The organism is Mycobacterium sp. (genome assembly GCF_049280035.1).
Taxonomy (GTDB): Bacteria; Actinomycetota; Actinomycetes; order Mycobacteriales; family Mycobacteriaceae; genus Mycobacterium.
Genome location: NZ_JBAPPI010000522.1, coordinates 1 through 17,765 on the forward strand (window position 1 = coordinate 1; position 17,765 = coordinate 17,765).

Here is a 17,765-nt window from a genome sequence, read left to right on the forward strand (position 1 = left end):
TTGTCCAGCGCCTTGGCTGAGTCGACGATCCACCCCGGCGCGGCGTCGTCAATCCCGTCCTCGTGGACGATGAATTCCACTGCGGCATCACCGACCGCGCTGTCAATGTGGTTGCCGCCGATCTGCAGCGCGGCCGGATCGACGTGTAGCGCATCGGCCACGGTGCCCACCTCTGTGATCGCTGTTGCTCGCAAATCATAAATCACTGTTGCTGGCACGCGCCTTCACCAATTTGGGCCCGGGCACCCGTTCAGCGACCGGTGAACGTCGGAGCCCGGCGCTGGGCCGCTGCTGCCACGCCCTCGCGGAAGTCGGCGGTTGCCTGTAGTCGGGTTTGTTCTTCGAACTCGCGCGCGGTGGCCGCGGCGACAGCCTCAGCGAGTCCGGCGCGCGCGGTGGCACGGATGCTTGTCACTGCCAAGGGGGCCGAGGCGGCGATTCGCTCGGCGAACCGAATCGCCGCCGGGCGCACACCACCGTCGGCCGCCAATTCATCGACCAATCCTGCTGCGTGGGCGAGTTCACCACCGAACCGCTCACCAGTGAGCATCCACTCAAGTGCCTTTTGCTGGCCAACGACACGTGGCAACGTCGCCGTTATCCCGAAGCCGGGATGGAACCCGAGCTGGCTGAAGTTGGCCGCAAATTTCGAGGAGGGTGCAGCCACCCGGAAGTCTGCGCTAAGGGCAAGCCCGAGTCCGCCGCCGATCGCGGCGCCGTGCACCGCGGCGACAACCGGCTTGCTGGTGCGGAACAACCGGATGGCCTGAGCGTAAAGCTCATTGGGCGACACACGATCCTCGGCGGGCCGGGAGAAGTCGGCGCCGGCGCAGAAGTGTTTTCCCTCCGCACACAACACGATCGCCCGACATTCGACGTCGCCGTCCAGCCGCTCGTAGGCGTCGGCGATGCCCTGGATCAAGTCCGAGTCAAAGAAGTTGTTCGGGGGCCGATGAATCTCTACCACGGCCACGTGGCCGGTGGATTCGACGGTGACATCCGGAGCGGTCATTGCTGTTCCAGTAGTTCGCGCACTGCCGCATTGAACGCCTCGGGCTGGTCCATATTCGCCGCATGCCCAGCGTTGTCGATGACAACCTTGCGGGAATTGGGGATGTGACGGTGCATGAAGTCCGCCCCGGCCAGAAAGTTGGTGTCCTCGGCGCCGACGATCACCAACGTGGGCGCCGTGATGCTGTCGAGCGATGTGATCACGCGAGCGTCCTTTTGCGCCATGACACCGCGGGCGGCGCGGGGCAGCCCCTCGGGGTGCTCATGCACCGCCTGCGCGAGTTCCGCCGACATGTCGGCCGGCGCTTCGCCGCGCTCAAGTTGTTGGGCGCGTCGTTCTACCCACGCATTCCACTTGTCACGGGCTTCGTCATTGCGGTAACCCGGCCCGGTGTCGACCAGCACCAACGCGGCCACCCGCTGCGGATGGACGAGGTGGAAGGCCAGGGATAGGTAGCCGCCCAAGGACATTCCGCCGACCACAGCCCGATCGGCACCCGCGGCGTCGAGAATGGCCGCCATGTCGGCGACGCTGATCTGCTCGGTGTAGCGGTTCATGTCGTCGGGTGCGTCGCTGCCGCCGTGGCCGCGCTGGTCCCAGACGATCACCGGCCGATCGACGCTCAAGGCATCGACGTTCGGGTCCCACATGCCCGCGGTGGCGCCGAAACCGTGTGTGAGCAAAAGCGGCACGCCCGGCGCCTTCGGGTTGTGCACCTGGAAGGCCAACGTGACCCCGTCTTCGCGCTGGAGTCGGTTCACTGCATCACCTCCGACCCGGACTGGATGGCGGGGTACAAGGCGTCGGGGCCGCAGGCGACGAGGGCGGCGCCGAGTCGGTCCGCCCAGCGATGATGCCCGCCGGCTTCGTCTCGCCAGGCCCAGAGTCGACGGGTCAGATAATGCAACGGGTACTCCTTCGTCATGCCGATAGCTCCGTGCGTCTGATGGGCGGCCGCCGTCACCAGCCGCGCGGCCCGGTCGGCAAGCATTTTCGCGCAAGCGATTTCGAAGCTACCCCGGCCGAGTTCGACCGCTTCGACCGCACCGTCGATGGCCGATGCGACCACGGCGGCCTGCTGGTGGATGGTGACCAAATGGGCTTGAACGGCCTGGAAACGAGCGATGGGGCGCCCGAACTGCTCACGTTCGCCGCTGTAGCGCAATGTCATTGCCGCAACAGCACTTATCGCGCCGGACATCAACGCGACGCGCCCAAGCGCGATGCGCTCCCAGAGCGTTTCTTCAGTGACCGCGCCCGGCGCGTCGACGCGTGCGGTTACCGGCACACCATCGAAAACCACTGTGTCACGGGGCTCATCGGCGAGGTTAAGTCCGCGGCTGACCGCCGGGCCGCCTGACTGTGCAGCCGGTCCGGGCGCGAGCACGATGACGCCGCCGACGAGTCCGACCACATGCTGGGCGCGGTGACCCCACGCCACGGCAGGCGCCGCACCGAACAGGCGGTCACCGTCGAGACGAAGCGTCGCAGCGGGCGGCAGCACCGTGCGAACGCCCTCCGGCAGCGCGAGACCTGCAGACGCCAAAAGCCACCCGCCGACCAGACCGGACTCGGCCAGCGGGACCGCCGCCGCGTGTGCCCCCGCGGCACGGAGCAGCTGGACCGCATCGGCGACGCTGCCCCCGGCTCCACCCAGCTCCTCTGGGACGGGGACGTCACTGAACCCGCTCTGCTGCAACGCTTTCCATAGTTGCGGAGCCCAGCCGGTAGCTTCGGCTTCGCCGACATCCTCCCACCGGCTGTGCGCGGCAAAGAGTTTGGCTGCCGCGCTGTACAGTTCGTTGTCACTCATGACAAACCTTTGACGGCCACCGAGCGCAGCACCTCATTGGTACCGCCTCGGATGGTGAACGATGGCGCGTCGAACACAGCGCGACGTAACAACCGTTCGAACAACGACGGTGTATGCGCAGGTTCGATGCCGCACACGAGCTCACGATCCAACAACTCCCGCAGCGCGATCACGACGTCCTGCTCGAACCGGGTGCCCATCTCCTTGATGAGCGCTGCCTCGGCCGCGGGCGTGCCGCCGGCGTCGATCGCCCTGGCCACGGCCAGCGAAAGCCGGCGCAGCACCCAGTATTGGGCCGCGAGTTCGCCGATCACCCGACTCCCGGCGGGACTGGCGGCCAGATCTGGCCACTCGCGGATGAACTCCTGAACGAGAAGGAACGTCGAGATCCACCGGTCTGGGCCGCTGCGCTCAAAGGCCAACTCGTTGGCGTTCTGCGCCCAACCCTGCCCGATTTCGCCGATCGCCATCTCGTCCGACACCAGCACGCCGTCAAGGACCACCTCGGCGAAGTGGTCGGTACTGCCGTTCAGGAAGGGGATCGGCTTGACCGTCACGCCGGGGCTGCGCATATCGATCAGGAATCTGCTCAGCCCCACATGGCGGGCGCCTTCCCCGGTTCGACACAGTGCGATCATGAAATCGGCGCGCATCGCGTTGCTCGTCCACACCTTGACGCCCGACACCCGCCACCCGTCCCCGTCTCGCACGCCTCGCGTCCGCACCGACGCGAGGTCGCTTCCGGCATCGGGCTCGCTCATGCCGATGCAAAAACACAACTCGCCCCGGCAGATTCGGGGCAACAGCCACCGCTTCTGTTCCTCGGTGCCATAACGCAAAAGCACCGGGGCAATCTGCCGATCGGCCACCCAGTGATGCCCAACCGGGGCGCCCCAGCGCAGCAGTTCTTCGACGACGACAAATCGGTCGACGGCGGTGGCGTCGCGACCGCCGTAGCGTGCTGGGACCGCCATGCCGATCCACCCACGCGCAGCCAACTCGGCGGAGAACTTGGGATTGACCTCGGCGCCCATCCCCAGGCCCGGCTCGAACGTCCCCCAGGGCAGCGTCTCGACCAAGAAGGCAGCAACCTGCTGCCGCAATTCCAGCTCTGGGGCGGTGAGCGCGGCAGCCGACGTGACCATACTTGGCGGGCTAACCACTGTTAACGGTTGTCATCTGAACGCTCCTGGGTCCGACACACTTTGGATAGCTGCATAACAAAAGCCGCTGGTCAATTGCCCGCCTCGATAGCCGCGACTCTTGCGGCAGCCTCGGGTCCGCAAAAGCGCCGGAGATCCACCCCGCCAGCGGCCCGCAGGTCGTCAATGCGGCGTTTGAGGTCACCTGAGGAGATATGGGCATAGAGGTTCGCACCTGGGCAAGACGTCTGGGCTAGGTCCCGATGGCCGGCCAATGTGTTGGTCGCGATGCTAAAGGTCTGGGCGGCCCATGCGAACGCTAACGCGGCTCCGCCAAGCTGGGCCTCCGACACAACCTCTTGATCGAAGTCTCCTTCGCAGAGGACCAGGAAATGGCCTGTCGTGTCGTAGTCCGTCGCGGTGTCGCCGGCAATCTCGGTGCTCCGCAATTCGTAGATGTTGCCATCGCGGTCGACGCCGACGTGATAGGCGATGTCGATCCATCCGTGCTGGTCTTGGTGATAACGCTGATCCTGGCGCAAATGTCCTGGGGCATTGCGGTTATCGCCGAGGACCACGGCCTCGTGGTGCAGGGTCATACGGGTGATGGTGTGGCGTTTGCCTCCGGAGCGGGGAGGCCGGGCCCCCCAAGCATCTCGGCATAGCAACTGACCCGAAGTGATGCTCGGGGACGTTGGGGCCGGGGCCGTCGGCCCAGATTGTGGACTTGTCGTCAGGCTGGCATCGGTTGCCGCCGTCGCAGCAAGGTTTGGCGATGGCGTCGGACCCGCCGCGGACGCCGGGACAGATTCCATTCGCGGTTTGCTTGAGCACGCGCCGACTGTGGACGCCAAGCCGACGCTGCCGGCCAGCCAAAGCAGCTGACGGCGGCTGACGAAATCAGGGCGTTCATCGGGCCGGTCGGGCGCAGGAGCGTCCATGGCACTGACGATACGGACGCAATCGTCGCTTGAGGCGCGTCTTTCCGTCACCCGTTCTGGAACCGAAACGAACCGGCAGCTCAGAAGCCACTTGCGTAGGTAGAGAGGCGGGTTCGATTCCCGGGGAGCCCTATAAAGAAGGCTGTTCAGAGCCATAAATATGCTGAATAGCGTGGTTACGGCCCGGTCGACGCCTGGAGCTCGTTGTCGTCCTACATAAGTCATCTAAGAATCCGAACAGAAATTCCAAGAATCCGAATAACCATTCCGAGAATCTCTACTAATCAGCGTGACTTGACGTAATTGTACAAGGATGCAATTGGGAAATTGATAAGCCGTTTTGGTACCCCCCTATTGCGATCTGGAAACTCGATTTATGGGGTGATTTATCTCACAAACCGGACTATTGTCCACCGATCTCATACGCACTAGCGTCTGCCAACGGCAGGCCATCTGAAGTGCACATATGCCTTGTGGCCTGATACAGGTGTCACAGCTTGCAGCACGGTACCGGCCATGGATCCATGCAGTGCGCCGGTCAACCGGCTGCTGCCATGAGGAGGCAGGCTTGGTCACGTTCGGCACGATTCATGGGTGGGATCTGGGAATCAGATCGGTCATTTCTTGGCACGCAACACCGACGGGATGCGCGAAAGCCCGACAAGCACCAATAAGCGTAATACGAGTCAGTTATCAGCAAACCCGACATCAGCAAGGATTTTGCGAATTCGCAACCCGAGGACTTGATATGGCACGGCCGAGCGTCGGCGTCTCGGATATAGCCGGCCGAATTCAACCTAGTCGGCGCAATCGACTGACCAGCGCGGCATAGGACCATGGCCGTAAACGAGCGGAGCCTGTATCAGGCTGCGTCTGCACCCCGTCTGGAACGCCACCCCGACGACATCAAGTCCGGCAACCGTCTGTCCGCAATTTTCGGTGTCGCGGTCCTGGTATCAGCGATGGTCGTTGCTGACATGCCGCGCGGGTTGCGCGCATCAGAGCTATCCCTCCCGGTAAATCTGACGGCTGGCGACGTTGCCCTGATCATGGGCGGTAGCGGTGTCCCCACCCCGACACAGCAGTACGCCGACACCGCTGCCGATCTGTACCTCCGGCCCAACGGATTCGGCAGCACGCCCGCTATACCGGTCAACCCTGAGCCGTTCAATGGCGAATGGTCCGGGACCAACGGATTTGCCGGGCTGTTTCAGGCGATCCAGCAGGCGATCGCGGGCGGGGACATGTCAATCCACGCTGCTGCCGATCCGTCCCTGCAGGCCAACGGATTCGGCGGCACTCCCGAGGTACTGACCACCCCCGAGCTGTTCACGAACCGCGACTTGTCCGAAACCCAGGGAGCCGCTGACCTGCTTCGGGCGATCCAGCAGGCGATCGCGGACGGGAAAGTGTCCGCCGACAACCCTTTGTACGCATTCGGGTACTCGCAAAGCTCGGCGCTGTCGGGGCTGACCATGCAGCAGCTAGCTTCGGCCGGTGTCCCCGCCGACGACCTGCACTTCGTCCTTGTCGGTGATCCCTCCGCCCCCAACGGCGGGATATACAGCGAGTTCGGACTGACCGACATCGCACCGGGAACCAATGACCTGACTCCCGACAGCCTCTATCCGACCGACGTCTACACCCTCGAATACGATCCTGTCGCCGACTGGCCCCGATACTCGTCCGATCTGTTGAGCGACCTTAACGCCTACGAGGGACTTTTGTACGAGCATCTGGCCTACCTAGGGCTGACCCCGCAGCAGGTCTCGGATGCCATCCCACTGGACACCACCGGAGACTCCCTGACCAGCTATTACATGATCCCCTCGGAGACTTTGCCGATTCTCGACCCCTTGCTGCTGACACCGATCATCGGCCAACCTCTCTACGACCTGCTCGAACCGGACACCAGCATCCTGGTCAACCTCGGATACGGCAGCATCACCGAAGGCTGGAACCAGGGTCCAGCCGACGTCGTGAATACCGTGGATTGGGGGCTGCCCAACATGGATTGGAACCAGGTCTTCGCGGCTCTGGATACCGGCGCGCAGCAGGGATGGGACGCGTTCACGGCTGACTTGATGAACCCCGCCACCTACCAGGTGGAGCCTCTTGTGGACAGCCCCGCCCTGACCCCGCTGATCGACGCCGAGTACGGGGCAGGACTCATCGACACCATCCACCCGGACTCCATCTTCCAGGTCCTGGTGGGGTTGATCGGAATGGACAGCCCGGCCGCGTTGCTGCCCTAACGCGACCTGTTCTGAGGTGTTTGCGCGAAATCGGTCGTGGCGCAGGAATTCCAGCAGGCGTCGACCGCCGGACGCATCGACGTCAGCCCAAGCGGTTGACTGCTGAAACGGTGAGGGGCGCGGCCCCTGCGGAGGCGTTATGGTCTGCGGCAATGTTCCGTAACGGCCAGCCAGATGACATTTCGTTACACGGCTGCGAGCAACTCCTGAAAAGCGTGGTCCATGCATTCGGCATACGTGGCCGGGTCGGGCAGGGCGTCGCGATCCGCAGTGGCGCTGATTGACAAAGTTCCGTTGTAGCTCGCCACAACGTGGATGAGGTTCAAGCCAGCCACCAGCGGTCCGAGACCGGCGGCGCGTACCAGTCGGGCACCGCTGAAGAAGAGCGGTTCGGTTGGACCGGGCACGTTGGTCACGGTGGTGTTGGCGACCGTCGGGCCAGAGAACGGAAGAACGCTCGCGGCCTTCGCGGTCACCCCAAGTAATGAAGTTGGCACTGTGCCAACCAATTCGAGGAGTTGGGTTGTGGTCGATTGATCCGACCCGGAACGGCTGGCCGCGGTCGCCTCGGCGATTGCGGCAAGCCGTTCGAGCGGATCGACGATGTTGGTACCGAGCGTCTGCAGCCGGCCGAACAACGCGTTCCCGGTGCTGGTCTTATCGCCCGCATCGCGCATCGACATGGGACAAGCCGCGACAAGCGACTCATCGGGCAGCTCGCCGTGGCCGGCCAGATACTCGCGAAGGGCGCCACCGACGTAGGCGAGAGCCACATCGTTGATCGTCGCGCCGGAAACGCTCGCCTTGATCCGTTTGAAGTCGGCGAGATCGTGGAAGCGGGCCTCGAACACGCGGTGCGGCGACGCTGTCTCGTTGAAACGGGTCTTCGGTGGCAACGACGGCACGCTACCGCTAGCGATCCTGGATACAACGCCGCCCGCCAGCTTGCCCGGCAGCCCGGCTAAGCCGCGGACTAGTTTTGGTGCACTAGACGCGAGCACGGTGCCCGCTCGCATCGGGTACAGCGCCGCGTTGATCGCCGTTCGCGCGAGCAAGTCTCCGGTTGAGGGAAGAGGGCTCGGGTGCCATGGAGCGTCGGGCCCCGCCGGGCGGGGGCTGTCAGCGGCAAGATCGTGCAACGCGGCGATCATCTGAACGCTTGCCATGCCGTCGACCGCACAGTGATGCAGCTTCAACCCGATCGCGAACGAGCCCGTCGGTACTCCTGGCACGGCATTGAGCCCCTCGATGACCGTGATCTCCCACGGCGGCCGTCGCAGGTCGATCTGCCGAGCATGAAGCCGCGCGATCTGTATACAGAGTTGCCGCCAGTCACCAGGCTGGGGCAGCCCGATATGACGGACGTGATACTCAAGATCGAAGTTCGGGTCATCGACCCAGTATGGTCGATGCAAACCACCCGGCAGGTCGGTCAACCGTCGCCGAAAGACATCCGCGAGATGCAGCCGGGCTTCGAGCTCGGCGAGAATCCCCTTGAAGGTCACTTTGCCGGCCGGGGCAGTCGATGGGTCGTAGATCAGAAGCAGCTGAATCTGTAATGGGGTCGCTGGCCTTTCAGCGCGCAACATCAGGTCATCGGTCCAACTCAGCTGCCGCACAAACGGCCCCCTCACGCACGTCCCCTTCGCCACACTAGGCCGCGCCAACCCGAGTAGTGCGAAATTGGTTCAGCGGAAGTGACCTGGCCCGCGCGTCAGCCGCTCAAGCGCAACTGCGATAGTCCGGCACAGACATCTACCGCGGATGTCTTATGCCGACGATGTTCGCCGTTCACTGGGGCGAAGCGTGCAACGGTTCATCGCAGGACTCAGGGGATGAGCACCACCGAGCCGATGGTCTTGCGGCCCTGCAGATCGCGGTGCGCTCGCGCCGCGTCCTTGAGTGGGTAGTGCGCGCTTACCGTCACATCGATGGTCCCGTCGCCAACCAGGTCGAATAATTCTCCTGTCCGCCAGGCGAACTCGTCGTGGGTGCGAATGAAATGAGGCCGCGATGGCCTGGAAAGGTACACCGATCCGGCGGCGTTGAGCCGCTGCGGGTCAACCGGTGGCACCGGTCCGCTGGAGGCGCCAAACAGCGCCAGCGTGCCCCGGACTGCGAGGCTGGCAAGGCTCGCGTCGAATGTTGACTTGCCCACCCCGTCGTACACCGCGGCCACACCGTCACCGCCGGTGAGCGCCCGGACCTTGGCGCCGAACTGCTGCGGGTCCTCGGGATAGTCCAGCACCTCGACCGCCCCGGCGCTGCGCGACAGCTGCGCCTTCTCCGGGGTCGAGGCGGTGGTAATCACTCCGACGCCCAAGCTGGTCGCCCACCGGGTCAGGATCAGGCCCACCCCGCCGGCCCCGGCGTGCAGCAACACCGTGTCACCGGCCTGTACCGGATACACCGATTTGATAAGCAGGTGTGCGGTCATCCCCTTTAAGAGCGCCGCAGCCGCAACTTCAAAGCCGACGCTGTCGGGCACCTGCGCTACCAGATCTGCTGGCGCGACGCAGTATTCCGCGTAGGCGCCGACGGCGTCGGCGCACGCAACCCGATCGCCGATATGAAAAGACGTAACCCCGTCGCCCACCGCGGCGACGGTTCCGGCGACCTCGGCACCGAGGACAAACGGTAATTCGTGTGGATACTGCCCGGACCGGAAGTAGGTGTCGACGAAATTTACGCCGATGGCCTCGGCTTTGATTAACACCTCGCCCGGGCCGGGGGAGGGTCGCGGCCTGTCAACGTAGTCCAGGACTTCTGGTCCGCCGTGCTCGGCGACTTCGATGGCGTGCATGCCGCTTACTTTCAAGGAGACATCCAGCTGCCGTCGATGGCACCGGCGACAAGAATCACGCTGCGTCGGTGTCGCGGTGAACAAATGACTGCGGGTTGTTCGCCGACACAGCCACGGCTGCTCAACGCTGTTGCGCACGACATCGACTCTCGCAGAGCTTCCGGCGATGCTCATCGGTAAAGCGAGTGGCCGGCTTGGCGGCACGGCTCGAGAAGAAGGGCAGGCAGAGTGATGGCAAAGGCGAAAAGCGTCCACGAGGTGACCTACGACCTGCTTCGTGAGCTGGGGCTAAGGACGGTGTTCGGTAACCCGGGCTCGACGGAGCAGACGTTCTTGAGCGAATTCCCCGACGACTTCACTTATGTCCTTGGGCTGCAGGAGGCGTCGGTGGTGGCCATGGCCGACGGATTCGCCCAGTCCACCGGTAAGCCCGCCCTGGTCAATGTGCACACCGCTGCGGGGATGGGTAACGCGATGGGCAACCTGGTGGCGGCGTACAAGGGCAACACCCCGCTGATCGTCACAGCCGGTCAGCAGACCCGCGAAATGGTTTTGTGCGAACCGTATCTGACTAACAAGGACGAAACCGTGTTTCCGCAGCCGTGGGTGAAATGGGCGTACGAACCCAAGCGCGCCGAGGACGTGCCGGCCGCGTTTATGCGCGCCTACACAATCGCGCTGCAGCCACCGGCCGGCCCGGTGTTTTTGTCCATCCCGCTTGATGACTGGGAGAAACCGGCGTTGGGCCCGGCGGTGGTACGCACGGTGAGCCGCCGTGTCGCCCCGGACACCGAGCGGCTGCGCGGATTCGCCGAGCGCATCAATGGTGCGCAGCGGCCCATGGTGGTCTTCGGCCCCGAAGTGGATCGCAGTGGCGCCTGGGATGCCGGGGTGGCCTTCGCGGAGAAGGTCGGCGCACCGGTGTACGGAAGTCCGCTTCCCGACCGGGCGTCGTTCCCGGAGGATCACCGTCTGTATCAGGGGCAGATACCGATGACCATTGCCGGTGTCACCGAGGTCATGCGCGGGCACGACCTCGTCGTCGTGGTCGGGGCGCAGGTCTTCCGCTACTACCCCTACGTGGCAAGCGAGTACCTGCCTGAGGGCACCGAGCTGCTGCAGATCACCGCCGATCCGGGGCTGGCTGGTGCGGCGCCGGTGGGTGACAGCGTGCTGGGGGACACGCTGCTGGCGTTGCAGCAGTTGGTGGACATGGTCGATGATCACAGCGACCGGCCGGTGCCGGCCGCACACGCGCCGACCGGCGCAGTTGACGTGACCGGCTCGGCACCGCTGGAGCCGGACGCGGTGTGGGAGACGTTGCGCACCGTCAAGCCCGCCGATTCACCGGTGGTCACCGAATCGACGTCGACGATGGCCCAACAACTGCGATTCCTGCCCACCACCCGCCCGGCTTCGTTCTTCGCCACTGCCAGTGGCGGGATCGGCTGGGGGTTGCCCGCCGCGGTGGGCGTCGCCCTGGGGGACCGCGCCCGGGGCGTCAAGCGCCACGTCCTCGCCACCATCGGCGACGGATCGTTCCAATACTCGGTGCAAGCGATCTATACGGCCGCCCAACATCGTCTGCCGATCGTGTTCGTGGTGATGCGCAACGGGGAATACTCGATCCTCAAGTCGTTTGCGAAGCTGGAGAAGTGCACCGGCGTGCCGGGAATGGACTTGCCGGGCCTCGATATCGCCTCCCTCGCAACGGGTTTCGGGTGCCGCGCCGTCAACGTCGACAACTGCGAAAAGCTCGCCCACGAGTTCACCGCCGCGCTGAGCGCCGACGGGCCCACCGTCATCGTGGTACCCACCAAACCGCAAGCCGCACACTTGGGCTGACGCCGCCAGCCCATCGTCCCTTCAAGGAGCGACCATGCCGGTCTATACCTGCACGACGACGACATCCACGCTGACGCCCGACATCAAGAGTGCGTTGGCTCACGAGATTAGCCGTATCCACGCTGAGATCAACCACGTGCCCAGCACCTATGTCAACGTCGTTTTCCACGAGCTGCCGCCCGGCGGGATCTACACCGACGGTGTGCCCGCGAATCCGGTGCTGGTCAATGGCTGGGTGCGATCCGGTCACCCAGCAGACAAAACCAGCTGTCTCGCAACGGAAATCGCGGCCGCCGTGTCCCGGATCGCCAACATTGATCCCGACCGGGTTCTTATGGTGATCCAAAACAGTCCCGCGAGTGGCGCGGTCGAAGGCGGCCGCATCCTGCCCGAGCCCGGCCAGGAAGAGGCGTGGTTCGCCGGAGGATGACAAGCAGCCACCGTGGAAAGGACTGAATCAACGTGACCACCAACTTCGGTGACTTTCAAAACGAGGTCTACGCCGAAGCGGTACAAGGACTGTGTTTGGTCTTCGAGGTGCAGCGGCGTCTCATGTGGCCGCCGGCTCACCATTGTGACGGGACGCCGGCGCGAATCCTGGCGACCTCAGAGCGGGCGAAGCGCACCCGGTCGGTGTCGGCGCCGCGGGCGGCAGCCAGCTCCGCTGCTAGGGCATACGCCGCATTGAGGACGTAGCGGGCCCGTTTGCGTTCGCGACGTTGGCGGTTGGCTTTGCGATAAGCCTTGCGGGCCTTGCGGTTACCGGCCATCGCGTCGAGTTCGGCCGCGGTGATGACGTTGCGGGCCTCCTCGGGGGCCATGACGTCGCGGACGAAGTCCTGTTCCCGTTTCACGGTCAACTTGTAAACCCGCACAAGGATTGCAAGCGCGACAACGATTGTCGCGATCAGCAGTCCGATCAACTTCAGCGCGCTCGGGCCGGCGATGGCGCCCAGCGAGTCCCATGCCCCGTGCATCAGCATCGGTATCGCGATCAGAAGCAAACCCCGCCCGACGTTGCGTGGTTCGGCCGGCCGGCCAAGCAGATAGACCAGACCGGCGCCAAAGATCGCGCTGTAGAGAATGTGCGCGGCGACCCCACTGACCATCCGAAGAACGATGGTGCCTATCGACGCCCCAACTTGATTTGCGCCAAACTGAGTGCCGGCCGACGTCATCGCATACGTGATGTCCTCGACGATCTGGAATCCCAGACCGATGAACGCGCCGAGGATGAACCCGTCGAACGCGGTTCTTACCTGACGTGGCGCCATCGCGATGAGCAGCAGCAGTCCCGAACCTTTCGCCCATTCTTCGGTGAACGGGGCGGCCAGCCCGGGACCCCAGTTCAGCGCCCACACCTGGCCAAAGGTCTTGCCGTACAAGGCGAGAATCGCGTCGTTGGCGTTCGCCGCCATCGCAGCGGTCGCGGCGAAGCCACCCCACAAAAACGCGACGACCATGAGTTTGGCGGGGAGTTTGGCGTAGTGGTCGATGTGCTGGGTGAACCACCAGAACAGGGCCGCGTAGATGGCGAATGACGTCACCGCCAGCCCGATCGCCTCGCCGTAGGCGTCGTACTCACGGGCGAGTGTGGAGAGGAAGAGCAAGAAGCCGATCCCGACCAGCAGCAGATATCCCCAGAATGCAAAGTTGCGTGGCTGGTAGAAAACGAACCGTCTGCCCCAGCCGGAGCGGTCGAGTGCAAGATCGCGTGCCTGCTCGAGTTCGGAAAGCGTGCTGGTGGTCACCGCTTCCCCTCTCCGGTTTGGCTGATGCTGCCGATCATCCGCATAACCGTGGCTGTGGGCTCCGCGCCGACATCAGACGGTCCGGTCGCCACCGCTTCAACTCCTCGTCCCCCGAATACGAACGCGGCGATGACGCCGGCGATGTGCGGTCCGGTGACCCGTACCCTCGCACCCTGCTTGCCCTGATCGGTGACGATGGTGGTCGGCGCACCGGTCACGTGGACGCCGCGGCCGCGGTTAAGAGCCTCGGACGTCGTCTCGATCTGGTCGAGCAGTTGGTTGGCGTCTCCGTGGAATTGTCCGGTGCGGACCGTGAATTTCAGGGCCCCGTCCTCGACGGCCGCGGTCGCCGGGTACTCACCGGACAACGGGGCGTGGCCGGCGCGGAGACCGGAGGTGATGCCCCAGCCGGCCTCCGGAACGAACGTCACGTCGCCTGCGAGTTCCAACACATCGCCTGCTTTGACGATGTCGTGGTAGGGCACTGTCGCGTCGATGACGGGCAACACCACCGACATCACGAAGGCCAACGCGAACACCGCCAGCGTCGGGCGGATGGTGCGCCGATCCAGACCAAACCGTCGCTCGTCGGCGGGCACCCAGCGTTCGTCGGGTTCGAATCTTGGTGGCGGGGCCACGGAGGCCATGTCGGTTTCGGGATCCGGCATATCCTGCCCAACCAACCCTTCTGCCCGCTGCGCGACGCATCAGTGGCGTCGGGGTTCGAGAGTAACGATGACGGGGGAACGCGACATCGGAATTGGGCGATTAGTCGTAAGCTGCGGGCCATGGCGATCGACCGTTTTGGGCTTGCCGTAGGTAGCATCCGCCTTGCCTCGGGCATCTCGTTTCTCGTCGACCCGCTCCGAGCGAACCGGCTCTGGGGTGATCCCGACGAGCCGACGCCGACGGCGCAACTGCTGTTGCGATCCATGGGCTACCGCGATGCCTTGATCGGTGGCCTGCTCGCAGCGGCCGCGCTACGTGGCAGAAACACCCGCGGCTGGTTCCTCGCGTCCGCCGGCGCCGACGCGTCCGACCTGCTCGGCGGGGCGAGCGTCCATCACGAGATGAAGCGCTCACAACAGCTGATCGGCTTGGGCGGGGCCGCCATCGGCATCGGCGTGGGGTTCTGGGGCGCGGTGCGCCGGACGGCGGAACAAGAATCTGCAGATCACGGTTGACCTAGTCGTCCGCGGAGGCTGACGGGGCGTGTACAGGCAATTTCGATGGGAGCAAACGTGCGTGTCGGTGTGCTGACTTTCGTGACCGACCAGGGCATTGGCCCGGTGGAGCTGGGCGTCGGACTAGAAGATCGTGGGTTTGAGTCGTTGTTTCTCGCCGAACACTCGCATATCCCGGTAGATGCGCAGACGCCCTATCCACTGGGCGGGCCGATTCCACCGAAGTACTACCGGACTCTGGATCCATTCGTGGCGCTGACGGCGGCGGCGGTCGCGACCGAGAAGCTCGTTGTGGGTACTGGCATCGCGCTGGTTGCACAGCGCGATCCGATCCTGACCGCCAAAGAGGTCACCTCGCTTGATCTGATCTCCAACGGACGTTTTCGCTTCGGCGTAGGAGTCGGTTGGCTGCGCGAAGAGATCGCCAACCACGGCGTCGATCCCGCGGTGCGCGGACGGTTGGTGGACGAACGACTTCATGCGATGGTCGAAATCTGGACCCACGAGAAGGCAGAATTCCATGGGGAATTCGTTGATTTCGATCCTATCTACAGTTGGCCCAAGCCGGAGACGCAGCCGTACCCGCCGCTGTATATCGGCGGTGGATCAGCGAATTATCGGCGGATCGCCAGGCTGGGTGCCGGCTGGCTCTCACTGAGCCCGTCAGCGGATGCTCTGGCGGGTCAGCTCGAGGAACTGCGAGCAATCGCTGGTCACGATGTGCCGGTGATCCACGTCCACATGGGAGAACCGAAGGCCAAGGATCTTCAACGCTACCGTGACCTCAAGGTCGAGCAGGTTTTGGTTGAACTGCCGACCGAACCTCGCGACCAGACGCTCCGACGTCTGGATGTGCTGCAGACCGAGTTCGCGCAACTGGGCTAAGCGAACGTTGTTACTCGCGACATCCAGCGAGGTGCCGGATTGTCGGCGAGAACAGCGACAACCGCGGCGGTTTGCTCCACGATCAAAGGTGAGGGCGTTCGCACGTAAAGCATTCGTGCAGCCAGCAATTGGACCGAGTCGTGGGAGTGGGTCGGATGAGGCGGATTGCGGTGGGTATGACGGGGGCCACTGGCGCGGTGCTTGGTGTGGAGCTGCTGCGTCAACTACAACAGTGTGCCGATGTGGAGACCCATTTGGTGGTGTCACGTTGGGCGCGAGCGACGATTCATTTGGAGACGGAGTTGTCGGCGGGTGATGTCGAGTCGTTGGCCGACGTGGTGTATTCGTGGGATGAGCAGACAGCGGCGATCTCGTCGGGTTCGTTCCGGATCGACGGTATGGTGATCGCTCCCTGCAGCATGAAGACGCTGGCGGCGATCCGGACGGGTTACGCCGATGGGTTGATTGCCCGGGCAGCCGATGTGACGTTAAAGGAAAACCGGCGGCTGGTGCTGGTAGCGCGTGAGACGCCGCTGAGTCAGATTCATCTGGAGAATATGTTGGCGTTGGCTCGGATGGGCGCGCGGATTGTGCCGCCGATGCCGGCGTTTTACAACCATCCGGCCTCTGTCGGCGACATCGTCGATCACATCGTGGCCCGGATTCTGGACCAGTTCGATATCGAATCGCCTGCCGCCAAAAGGTGGACCGGTGTGTCGGGCGCGAAGGCCTCGAGTCTGAAGGTGGTGAATGACTGATGCCCAGGATCAGCGATCTGCGCGACTATCTGACTGTGTTGGAATCGCTTGGCGATGTTGAGCATATCGACCGTCCCGTTAGCGCCGAACTGGAGGCAGCCGCGATCACGCGGCGGTCAACAGAGCAGGGGCGAGCGGCGCCGTTGTTTGACAATGTCGAAGGGGTAAAGCCCGGGTTCCGGTTATTTGGTGCGCCGGGTGCGTTATCCAGCGATCCCCGGCATCGGTTGGCGCGCGTTGCGCTTTCGCTGGGTTTGTCGCATGACGTGACGGCACGAGATTTGGTCGAGCATCTGGCGGCGGTGCACGCAAAGGCGCCGATTCCACCGAAGCTGGTCTCCGCGGATTCGGCGCCGTGCAAGCAGAACATTCTGCTGGGCGCCGATGCCACCTTGGATCGGTTTCCAATCCCGCAGATCCACCCCGATGATGGCGGCCGCTACCCGAACACCTGGGGTGTGATTGTGGCGCGCACCCCCGATGGGCGGTGGACGAACTGGTCGATCTCGCGGATCATGATGCTCGACAACCGCCGCATGACCGGCTTGTTTTTGCCTCAGCAGCATATCGGGATGATCTGGGCGGAATGGGAAAAGATCGGTAAGCCAATGCCATTCGCGGTAGTGCAAGGTGGTGATCCCGGTGTGCCGATGGTCGGTGGCATGCCCATTCCGGAAGAGGTGGACGAGGGAACGTACCTGGGCACGCTCTACGGCGAACCGGTCGAGGTCGTCAAGTGTGAGACAAACGATCTCGAGGTGCCCGCAGGCGCCGAAGTCGTCATCGAAGGCCATGTTTCGATCACCCGCGACGCCACCGAAGGTCCCTACGCCGAATTCCACGGGTATGCGCTTCCCGAGACATCCCCGGAGCCGGTATACACCATCGAGGCGATCACCTATCGCGACAACCCCATCTGGCCGATCAGTGCCACCGGTCGCCCGCCCGACGATTCGCAAATCGCCCCAGCCCTTGGAGTGTCGGCTGAAGTGCTGGCGCTGCTGCGCAACGCGGGCCTGCCCATCACCACGGCGTGGCTGCTGGTGGACACGGCCTGCCACTGGATGATCATCACCGTGCCACGCGCCTGGCGCGAGCGGTTACCCGCTGGCACCTCGACCGGACTTGTGCACCGGATCGGGGAGCTGATGAGCGCCAACCGGGTCGGGCACATGTGTCCGGTGACCTACGTACTCGATGACGACATCGACCCATCGAACACCTCAGATTTATTGTGGGCGCTGGGAACCCGCATACATCCTCAACTGCGCCAAGAACACTGGCCAGTCCCCATCCTGCCCTGGTATCAGTGCTACACCGAAGAGGAGCGGCACGGCGGGCGCGGCCCGATCGTCGTCCACGACGGATTGCTCGCC

General features: G+C 64.1%; 16 protein-coding genes. 7 read left to right on the forward strand and 9 right to left on the reverse strand.

The features are described 5' to 3' along the window. Positions 1–250: 250 nt before the first annotated feature. The 5 genes from WAN71_RS16830 to WAN71_RS16850 form a co-directional block, all read right to left on the reverse strand. Positions 251–1,012 (reverse strand): enoyl-CoA hydratase/isomerase family protein, encoded by a 762-nt coding sequence (locus WAN71_RS16830; protein ID WP_422226423.1) that lies wholly within the window; start codon positions 1,010–1,012, stop codon positions 251–253. Continuing rightward, positions 1,009–1,773 carry an alpha/beta fold hydrolase gene (locus tag WAN71_RS16835; protein ID WP_422226424.1) on the reverse strand — a complete coding sequence of 255 codons (765 nt, stop codon included), beginning with the start codon at positions 1,771–1,773 and terminating at the stop codon, positions 1,009–1,011. Before WAN71_RS16835 ends, WAN71_RS16830 begins: the two co-directional genes overlap by 4 nt. Beyond that, positions 1,770–2,825: an acyl-CoA dehydrogenase family protein gene (locus WAN71_RS16840; protein WP_422226425.1), complete on the reverse strand. Its 1,056-nt coding sequence runs from the start codon at positions 2,823–2,825 to the stop codon at positions 1,770–1,772. Before WAN71_RS16840 ends, WAN71_RS16835 begins: the two co-directional genes overlap by 4 nt. Beyond that, positions 2,822–3,970 (reverse strand): acyl-CoA dehydrogenase family protein, encoded by a 1,149-nt coding sequence (locus WAN71_RS16845; RefSeq protein WP_422226426.1) that lies wholly within the window; start codon positions 3,968–3,970, stop codon positions 2,822–2,824. The genes WAN71_RS16840 and WAN71_RS16845 overlap by 4 nt, the downstream gene beginning before the upstream one ends. Before the next feature lie 89 nt (positions 3,971–4,059). Beyond that, positions 4,060–4,635, reverse strand: a complete 576-nt coding sequence (locus WAN71_RS16850; protein ID WP_422226437.1) for an N-acetylmuramoyl-L-alanine amidase — start codon at positions 4,633–4,635, stop codon at positions 4,060–4,062. A 1,109-nt stretch (positions 4,636–5,744) separates the two neighbouring features. On the opposite strand from WAN71_RS16850, the gene WAN71_RS16855 reads away from it, so the two are divergent. Then, on the forward strand, positions 5,745–7,163 hold the full coding sequence (locus WAN71_RS16855; RefSeq protein ID WP_422226427.1) for a PE-PPE domain-containing protein: 1,419 nt from the start codon (positions 5,745–5,747) through the stop codon (positions 7,161–7,163). A 185-nt stretch (positions 7,164–7,348) separates the two neighbouring features. Here the strand turns inward: WAN71_RS16855 and WAN71_RS16860 are convergent, their stop codons facing one another. Beyond that, positions 7,349–8,797: a wax ester/triacylglycerol synthase family O-acyltransferase gene (locus tag WAN71_RS16860; protein WP_422226428.1), complete on the reverse strand. Its 1,449-nt coding sequence runs from the start codon at positions 8,795–8,797 to the stop codon at positions 7,349–7,351. 194 nt (positions 8,798–8,991) lie between these two features. Continuing rightward, complete coding sequence (locus tag WAN71_RS16865) at positions 8,992–9,966, reverse strand: quinone oxidoreductase family protein (RefSeq protein WP_422226429.1); 975 nt, start codon at positions 9,964–9,966, stop codon at positions 8,992–8,994. A gap of 231 nt (positions 9,967–10,197) precedes the next feature. On the opposite strand from WAN71_RS16865, the gene mdlC reads away from it, so the two are divergent. Together mdlC and WAN71_RS16875 are read left to right on the forward strand one after the other, a co-directional pair. Then, the gene (gene mdlC / locus WAN71_RS16870; RefSeq protein ID WP_422226430.1) at positions 10,198–11,811 is read left to right on the forward strand and encodes a benzoylformate decarboxylase; all 1,614 of its coding nucleotides are present in this window, start codon (positions 10,198–10,200) and stop codon (positions 11,809–11,811) included. 34 nt (positions 11,812–11,845) lie between these two features. Continuing rightward, positions 11,846–12,241: a tautomerase family protein gene (locus tag WAN71_RS16875; protein ID WP_422226431.1), complete on the forward strand. Its 396-nt coding sequence runs from the start codon at positions 11,846–11,848 to the stop codon at positions 12,239–12,241. A 136-nt stretch (positions 12,242–12,377) separates the two neighbouring features. Here WAN71_RS16875 and WAN71_RS16880 read toward each other — a convergent pair whose 3' ends face one another. Beyond that, a complete protein-coding gene (locus WAN71_RS16880) occupies positions 12,378–13,562 on the reverse strand; it encodes a PrsW family intramembrane metalloprotease (RefSeq protein WP_422226432.1) in 1,185 nt (394 codons plus the stop codon). Continuing rightward, the gene (locus tag WAN71_RS16885) at positions 13,559–14,230 is read right to left on the reverse strand and encodes a hypothetical protein (RefSeq protein ID WP_422226433.1); all 672 of its coding nucleotides are present in this window, start codon (positions 14,228–14,230) and stop codon (positions 13,559–13,561) included. Before WAN71_RS16885 ends, WAN71_RS16880 begins: the two co-directional genes overlap by 4 nt. A gap of 120 nt (positions 14,231–14,350) precedes the next feature. On the opposite strand from WAN71_RS16885, the gene WAN71_RS16890 reads away from it, so the two are divergent. From WAN71_RS16890 to WAN71_RS16905, 4 genes are all read left to right on the forward strand, one after another. After that, complete coding sequence (locus tag WAN71_RS16890) at positions 14,351–14,746, forward strand: DUF4267 domain-containing protein (protein WP_422226434.1); 396 nt, start codon at positions 14,351–14,353, stop codon at positions 14,744–14,746. Positions 14,747–14,803: 57 nt separating this feature from the next. After that, the gene (locus WAN71_RS16895) at positions 14,804–15,631 is read left to right on the forward strand and encodes an LLM class F420-dependent oxidoreductase (protein ID WP_422226438.1); all 828 of its coding nucleotides are present in this window, start codon (positions 14,804–14,806) and stop codon (positions 15,629–15,631) included. A gap of 155 nt (positions 15,632–15,786) precedes the next feature. After that, positions 15,787–16,389, forward strand: a complete 603-nt coding sequence (locus WAN71_RS16900) for a non-oxidative hydroxyarylic acid decarboxylases subunit B (RefSeq protein ID WP_422226435.1) — start codon at positions 15,787–15,789, stop codon at positions 16,387–16,389. Beyond that, positions 16,389–17,765, forward strand: a 1,377-nt coding sequence (locus WAN71_RS16905) for a UbiD family decarboxylase (protein WP_422226436.1), incomplete at its 3' end; no start/stop codon positions are given. The genes WAN71_RS16900 and WAN71_RS16905, both read left to right, overlap by 1 nt.